The following is a 6,729-nucleotide window of genomic DNA, read 5'->3' as shown; positions in this document are numbered from 1 at the left end:
GGGCTGTTGTAGGGGCCCGTCGGCGGTGGCGGTGTTCGACTCCGAGATGCGGCGAGCAATCGCGGCCGCGACCATATGGGTGAGGAGCATCGTTCCGATGGAGTAAGGACGGGAGGTGGCGGCGCGGTGATGGCGCACCCTTCGCTCCTGCGGGAGCTGGTAGAGCGGTGTGAGACGCTCCGGCGGCGCACGGCGTCCGGCGGCAACGCGGAGACCGTCCGCGAGCTCGAGGACACGACGTACACGCTGTGCGTGGTCACGGGCACCCACCAGTTGGACGCGGCGTTGTTCGTCGCCCGTGGCCAGCTGAGCGATGCCATGGCACGGCAACAGCCGATGCGCCATTGAACCCCGCGTGGTCGCGCATGGGACCCCCTTCGACGGTCCCGCACAGGTACCACTGCAACGTTGGCCATAGCTGTTGATAGCGTCCATATCATAAAATATGTGTCACCTAGCGGCAAGGAAGCCAAGTCACAGTCCGCAGCGGCGAGCGCGGCTGCCGGGTTCGTGATCGTGACCCAGCTGGGCTGGTGGCGTCCGGGAACCTCGCGTGGCTGAACCGGCTGGCGATCGTGCTGGCGCTGCCCGTCGTCGGCGGCTCGGCCACCACCGACGCGCTGGGCCTACCCGCCCCGCCGCGGTTCGCGGCCACGCCGACCTGGTACGAGGGCGTGGTACTGGCGGCCACCGTGCTGGTGGCGGTGCTGAGCTACCGACCCGCCCGGAAACTGCTCTCCCGCCGCCGGCTGATGAACGCCTCCTTCACCCCGCTGCACCTGGTCAACACCTACGGCGCCTTCGGCAGCGTCGGCCGGGAGCGCTACGAGGTGGTCATCGAGGGCACCGACGAACCGGAGGTGAGGTGCGGCAGCAGCCGGGAAGTGACCTGGACGCTGCGAGAGTGGCCCGCCGCGGAGACGATATGAGGAGAGGAACCATGGCACGCGCAGTGGGAATCGACCTCGGCACGACGAACTCGGTGGTCTGCGTACTGGAGGGCGGGGAGCCGACGGTCATCACCAACACGGAAGGGGCGCGGACCACCCCGTCGGTGGTGGCCTTCGCCAAGAACGGCGAGGTGCTGGTCGGTGAGGTGGCCAAGCGCCAGGCCGTCACCAACATCGAGCGCACCGTGCGCTCCGTCAAGCGCCACATGGGCGACGGGAGCTGGCGGTTCCCGGACTCGGGAAGCATCGACGGCAAGCGGTACACGCCACAGGAGATCTCCGCACGGGTCCTGCAGAAACTCAAGCGGGACGCCGAGGCGTACCTCGGTGAGGACGTCACCGACGCGGTGATCACCGTTCCGGCGTACTTCAACGACTCCCAGCGCACCGCGACCAAGGAGGCCGGTGAGATCGCCGGGCTGAAGGTCCTGCGGATCATCAACGAGCCCACGTCCGCCGCGCTGGCCTACGGCCTGGACAAGGAGAACGACCAGACGGTCCTCGTCTTCGACCTCGGTGGCGGCACCTTCGACGTGTCACTGCTGGAGATCGGCGAGGGCGTGGTCGAGGTCAAGGCCACCAACGGCGACACCCACCTGGGCGGCGACGACTGGGACCAGCGGGTCGTCGACCACCTGGCCAAGCAGTTCAAGAACAACTACGGCGTGGACCTGTCCAAGGACAAGATGGCCGTGCAGCGGCTGCGCGAGGCCGCGGAGCGGGCGAAGATCGAGCTGTCGAGCTCATCGGAGACGACGGTCAACCTTCCCTACGTCACCGCGTCCGCCGAGGGCCCGCTGCACCTGGACGAGAAGCTCACCCGCGCCCAGTTCCAGCAGCTCACCAGTGATCTGCTGGACCGGTGCAAGGCCCCGTTCCACAACGCGATCAAGGACGCCGGGATCAAGGTGTCCGGCATCGACCACGTCATCCTGGTCGGCGGCTCGACGAGGATGCCGGCGGTGACCGAACTGGTGCGGGAGCTGACCGGCAAGGACCCGCACAAGGGCGTCAACCCCGACGAGGTCGTCGCTGTCGGCGCCGCCCTGCAGGCCGGTGTCCTCAAGGGCGAGGTCAAGGACGTCCTGCTGCTGGACGTCACGCCGCTGTCCCTCGGTATCGAGACCAAGGGCGGCATCATGACCAAGCTGATCGAGCGCAACACCACGATCCCGACGAGGCGTTCGGAGATCTTCACCACGGCCGAGGACAACCAGCCGTCCGTGCAGATCCAGGTCTTCCAAGGTGAGCGCGAGATCGCGGCGTACAACAAGAAGCTCGGCATGTTCGAGCTGACCGGTCTGCCACCGGCCCCGCGTGGCGTGCCGCAGATCGAGGTGGCCTTCGACATCGACGCCAACGGCATCATGCACGTCTCCGCCAAGGACCTCGGCACGGGCAAGGAACAGCGCATGACCGTCACCGGCGGCTCCTCCCTCCCCAAGGGCGACATCGACCGGATGATGCGCGAGGCCGAGCAGCACGCGGAGGAGGACCGGCGCAGGCGCGAGACCGCCGAAACCCGCAACCAGGCGGAACAGGTCGCCTACCAGACCGAACGGCTGCTCACCGACAATGCCGACAAGATTCCCGCCGACGTCAAGGGCGAGGTCGAGGCCCCCCTGGCGGAACTCAAGGAGGCCCTGAAGACAGAGTCGGCGGACACCGCCGCCTTGCGGCAGGCCGCCGAAAAGGTCACCGCCGCAGCCCAGAAGGTGGGCACCGCCATGTATGCGCAGGCACAGGGCCGGCAGACGGCCGACGGCGGCGGGGGTGACGGTCAGGCAGGCACCGCAGGGCAGGACGAGGATGTCGTCGACGCTGAAATCGTCGACGACGACAAGGGGCAGGAGGGCAGCGGATGACCCGCCCGAGCGGCACCCGACGGCCCGGCGAGCACTCGCTGTCGCTCATCGGCGACAACCGGCGGCGGAATCCAGGCACCAGCCTGGAGCCCCGCCGCCGCGGCGACATCGAGCCCGCCCCGCAGGCACAGGCGGACTCCGGCGAGGCGGCCGTACTGCGGGTGCGCCTGCGCGAATGCGCGGCGGACCTGCGGCGCGTGAAGTCCGAGTACGACAACTACCGCAGGCGGGCCCGCCGCGACCGTCGTGCGGTCGGTGAGATAGCCGTGGCCAACGTGCTGACCCGCTTCCTGCCCGTCCTCGACGCCATCGACCAGGCCCGCAGGCACGGAGAAGTCACCGGCGGCTTCCAGCGCGTCGCCGAGATACTGGAAACGGAACTCGCGGCGCTGGGACTGCGGTCCTTCGGCACGGCGGGCGACCCCTTCGACCCCGCCGTGCACGAGGCCGTTTCCTGCACCTTCTCCGACCACGCGGAACAGCCCACCCTCACCACGGTCCTGCGCCCCGGCTACCTGGTCGGCGACCAGCTTCTGCGGCCCGCGCAGGCGGAAATCGCCCAACCACCGGCCAGGTGACGGCCACCGTCCGGGAAAACGTCAAAGTGCTGCTGGAGTACCAGGAACGGTCACGTCGGTGCCCTCCTGCTGACGCGGACGTGGACGCCCTCCGGCGGCCACCGAGGCGAAGACCAGCCCGTACAGCGCCATGGTGGTGACGTCACCCACAGCGCCCGGCGCGTAGTCGTCCTCCACCGACGCACGGGCCCCGGGAACACCTCTCCCGCTCCCGCCGACGTCAGAGGGCCGGTCCTCGGTCCAGGTCAACGGGTGCGTCTGCTCGGGCACCGTTCCTCCGTATGGTCGTGATGGTCGTGGCCTGGTCCGAAGACGATCAGCGAGACGGCCCACTGCGCCGCTGCGCCACTCCGGGAATCGGGCATCGGCAACCGTGCCACCCGACGACGTCCGCATATCGGGTCCGCGCCGTACCCCTGTGTGGCCTTCACCCGGACGGACCAACACGGCAGCGCGGGTCCAGGCCGGTACTCGCCGCGCCGGCCCGGCGATTCCGCCCGATTTCCCCCTGCCGAGCGCGGGCGATCTTGCCGGGTGTCCCGCAGGCTGGGTTCCGGTTGCCCGGTCGTGGCAGGGCCGCGGGGTGCAGCCGCTGGTCCGCGTGTGGCGAACCGCCACCCCATTCGTGACTCAGGAGCCTTCATGGCAGTGATGACGGAGGAACTCGTACCGGTGCTGGAGGACGCGCGCCATGCTCATGCCGCAGTCCTCGACCGGTTCCGGGCGGATGCCACGGTCACGCCGCCGGGGGCGCACCGGCAGCTGCTCGAACGCCGAGCCGAGGAGATCCGGAGCAGCGTCCAGCGCATCAAACGCCAGGAGCGTGCCCTGCACCCCCGGGGCGTGATGGACACAGCGGCGAGCGTGACACGCTCCGTCTCGCGGGGCGTGGCGCGCACGGCGATGCTGCCGCTGACCTTCGCGTCCGTGATCGGCAGGGCCATCCTGCCCGGCGGGGGCCCAGCCGGTCCCCGCCAGCTGCTGAGGAACACGGAAGACGAGTACGCGGCTGCGGCGCGGGCGCTGGCAGCCTGCCGGGCCGGCGAGGTTGTCGCCGAACAGGCGGACGACCAGCTCACCGCCGACCTGCTCGGTTCGCTGCGCCGGCAGGACGAGGAACTGCTGCAGGAACTGGAGAACAGCCTCACCGAACACGCCCGAGCCGTGGCGACAGCCACGAACGGCTCCGCCTCGCGCGAAGGCCAGGGCGGTGGTCTGTCCGACGCCGCGGCACAGACGATTCAGGCCACTTTCGACCGGGCGCGCGACGTCGCCCGGCACGGTGTGCAGCGGACCCTGAGCGCGGCCGAGGAGGCGAGGCGGAAGACGCCCGTGCCCGGCGCCGTGGCCGAGGAGGTCCTGGGGGCGGTCCGGCGGGAGGAGGACCTGCCGATCCCGGGGTTCAGCCAGCTCAGCACGGAACAGATCACCAGGCGGCTGCGCACGCTGTCCCAGCTGGATCTGACCGTGATCCAGGGCTACGAACGCACCCACGCCAACCGCAAAAGGGTCCTGAAGGCCATCGAGGAGCTGCACGAAGCCACGCCCTGGACCGGATACGACGCCCTGGACGCGGACGACATCATCGCCAGCCTGGGGGACGCTCCCACCGGCGTGGCCCGTCAGGTGCGGGAGTACGAACGGCGCCACCGGCAGCGCCAGGAGGTCGTATCCGCTGCCGAGACGCGTGTCTCCTCCGCCTGATCCGAACCCCGCCCGTCAGCCCACCTCACCCACCGGCACCCGCCGGAACTCGATCGACTCATAGGTCCCCGCGTCCCCCGTCTCGTACAACACCCCCACCACCTGCGGGTCCACCCGCACCAGATCCGAGTAGGCCGCCTTCCGGTTCGACAGCGTCAGTACCTTCTCGAACGTCTCCCCCGCGTCCCCGCTCCGCCAGATCGCCATCGACCGGCGCGCCGTGGGTTCCGAGGGCCCCGAGAACAGCAACGCGTCCGAACCGTCGCGCAGTTGGAGCACGCTCCCCTGCACGATCGGTACGTCGTTCAGCGTCGGCTGGACGGCGTATGGGCGGTCCAGGGACTGTGCGCCGTCGCTCGAGTACGAGTCCAACCGGTTCCCCGGCATCGAGCCGTTCTGGTCCCTGGACGAGAAGTAAAGCCTGCCGTCCGGGAGTTGCGCGGCGCTCGTCTCGTTGGCGTTCTCGACGCCGTCGTACGAGTCGTCGACGAAGCCCAGGTGCCAGGTGCCGCCGCCGTTGTCGCTGTAGATCGCGTGGCCGCCGTAGTACCTGGACTCCTGGCCGGTGTCGGACGAACCCGCCGGCGGGGCCGCCGAGTGGTTGGACGGGATCACGATCCTGCCCGCGTGCGGCCCCTCCGACAGGTAGACGGCGTGTCCTGGGCCTGTCGCGTACCAGCGCCAGTTGGGCGGTTTCACCTGGGCCGTGATGTCGCGCGGGGCCGTGAAGCCGCGGCCGTCGCTCGCGGCGGAGCTCGTCTGGACGAAGACCCTGCGGCTCTGTTCCGGTGTCGCCTCGCCGCGCATGATCTGGGCCTCGGTCACCGCGCCGTCGTTGTACGACGTCACCAGGACGATGCGGCCCGTCCGCCCGTCGACCACCGGCGCCGGATTGCCCCGGGTGTCGCCGTCCCCGGCCGCGACCACCGACAGGGGTCCCCAGGTGCAGCCGCCGTCCGTGGAGCGGCGCAGGACCACGTCGATGTTGCCGCTGTCACCGGCGCTGTTGCGCCTGCCCTCGGCGAAGGCCAGGAGGGTGCCCTTGCCGGTCGTGACGGTGGCGGGGATGCGGTAGGTGTCGTAGCCGCCCTGGCCCGCGAGGTAGGGGACGGAGGAGGTGCAGGAGGCGCGGGTGGCCGCCTGGGCCGTCGTCGCGGTGAGGCCGGCGCCGATTCCGGTGCCGGTGATCAGGGCCGCGCCGGTGGTCACGGCGAGCAGGGTACGGCTCAGGGGGGTCATCGCTCTCCTTCGCGCAGTGGAGTCGAGCCGGTGCGTGGGGTGCCGGTACGACGGCGACAGGAGGCGACAGTAACTCCGCTGACGGACCGTCAGCACTCGTGGCGCGTACGGAACATACGTACCCGGGTGGCCACCGCCCGCTGCACGCCGCGCGGGGTGACGACCCGTCCCGCGTCCGTGCCGCACCTCGGAGAGCTCCGCCGCGAACGGCCCCACCCACGAGGGCGAGCGCCCCGACCCACAGCCCGAGCACGAGCCTCACTCCCCGGGGAGTACACGCGTGGTTCGGGGCCCCTAGGTCCTGTCTGGAGTTCGGATCTGGAGTTCGGTAGATCGCCTGCGCGTGTGGGCTCGGTCTTGATAAGCCGTCAGTCATGGCGCGAGGCGATCTCA

The 6,729-nt window shown here is 70.1% G+C and carries 6 protein-coding genes and 1 pseudogene; 5 read left to right on the top strand and 2 right to left on the bottom strand.

What is annotated here, in order from left to right; translation table 11 throughout:
* Positions 1 to 129: 129 nt before the first annotated feature.
* The 4 genes and pseudogenes from ADL01_RS15850 to grpE all read left to right on the top strand — a co-directional run bounded on the left by ADL01_RS15850 (position 130) and on the right by grpE (position 3,393).
* Entirely contained in the window at positions 130 to 348 is a 219-nt protein-coding gene (locus tag ADL01_RS15850) for a DUF5133 domain-containing protein (RefSeq protein ID WP_078960545.1), read from the top strand.
* A 141-nt stretch (positions 349 to 489) separates the two neighbouring features.
* Positions 490 to 863: pseudogene (locus ADL01_RS15845) on the top strand (lipase maturation factor family protein); the annotation flags it as partial.
* Positions 864 to 940: 77 nt separating this feature from the next.
* Positions 941 to 2,815, top strand: coding sequence for a molecular chaperone DnaK (dnaK, locus tag ADL01_RS15840; RefSeq protein ID WP_053742642.1), 1,875 nt, complete (start codon positions 941 to 943; stop codon positions 2,813 to 2,815).
* Positions 2,812 to 3,393, top strand: coding sequence for a nucleotide exchange factor GrpE (grpE, locus tag ADL01_RS15835; RefSeq protein ID WP_053742641.1), 582 nt, complete (start codon positions 2,812 to 2,814; stop codon positions 3,391 to 3,393). Before dnaK ends, grpE begins: the two co-directional genes overlap by 4 nt.
* Before the next feature lie 21 nt (positions 3,394 to 3,414).
* Here the strand turns inward: grpE and ADL01_RS44705 are convergent, their stop codons facing one another.
* A complete protein-coding gene (locus ADL01_RS44705; RefSeq protein ID WP_159049534.1) occupies positions 3,415 to 3,663 on the bottom strand; it encodes a hypothetical protein in 249 nt (82 codons plus the stop codon).
* Between the two features lie 372 nt (positions 3,664 to 4,035).
* Between ADL01_RS44705 and ADL01_RS15830 the strand changes: the two genes are divergently transcribed.
* Positions 4,036 to 5,097 (top strand): hypothetical protein, encoded by a 1,062-nt coding sequence (locus tag ADL01_RS15830; protein WP_053742640.1) that lies wholly within the window; start codon positions 4,036 to 4,038, stop codon positions 5,095 to 5,097.
* A 15-nt stretch (positions 5,098 to 5,112) separates the two neighbouring features.
* Here the strand turns inward: ADL01_RS15830 and ADL01_RS15825 are convergent, their stop codons facing one another.
* Positions 5,113 to 6,336 carry a sialidase family protein gene (locus tag ADL01_RS15825; RefSeq protein ID WP_053742639.1) on the bottom strand — a complete coding sequence of 408 codons (1,224 nt, stop codon included), beginning with the start codon at positions 6,334 to 6,336 and terminating at the stop codon, positions 5,113 to 5,115.
* Positions 6,337 to 6,729: the final 393 nt, after the last annotated feature.

The sequence above is a fragment of the Streptomyces sp. NRRL WC-3618 genome (assembly GCF_001280005.1).
GTDB lineage: Bacteria > Actinomycetota > Actinomycetes > Streptomycetales > Streptomycetaceae > Streptomyces.
This window is presented reverse-complemented; position numbering and strand designations above follow the sequence as displayed.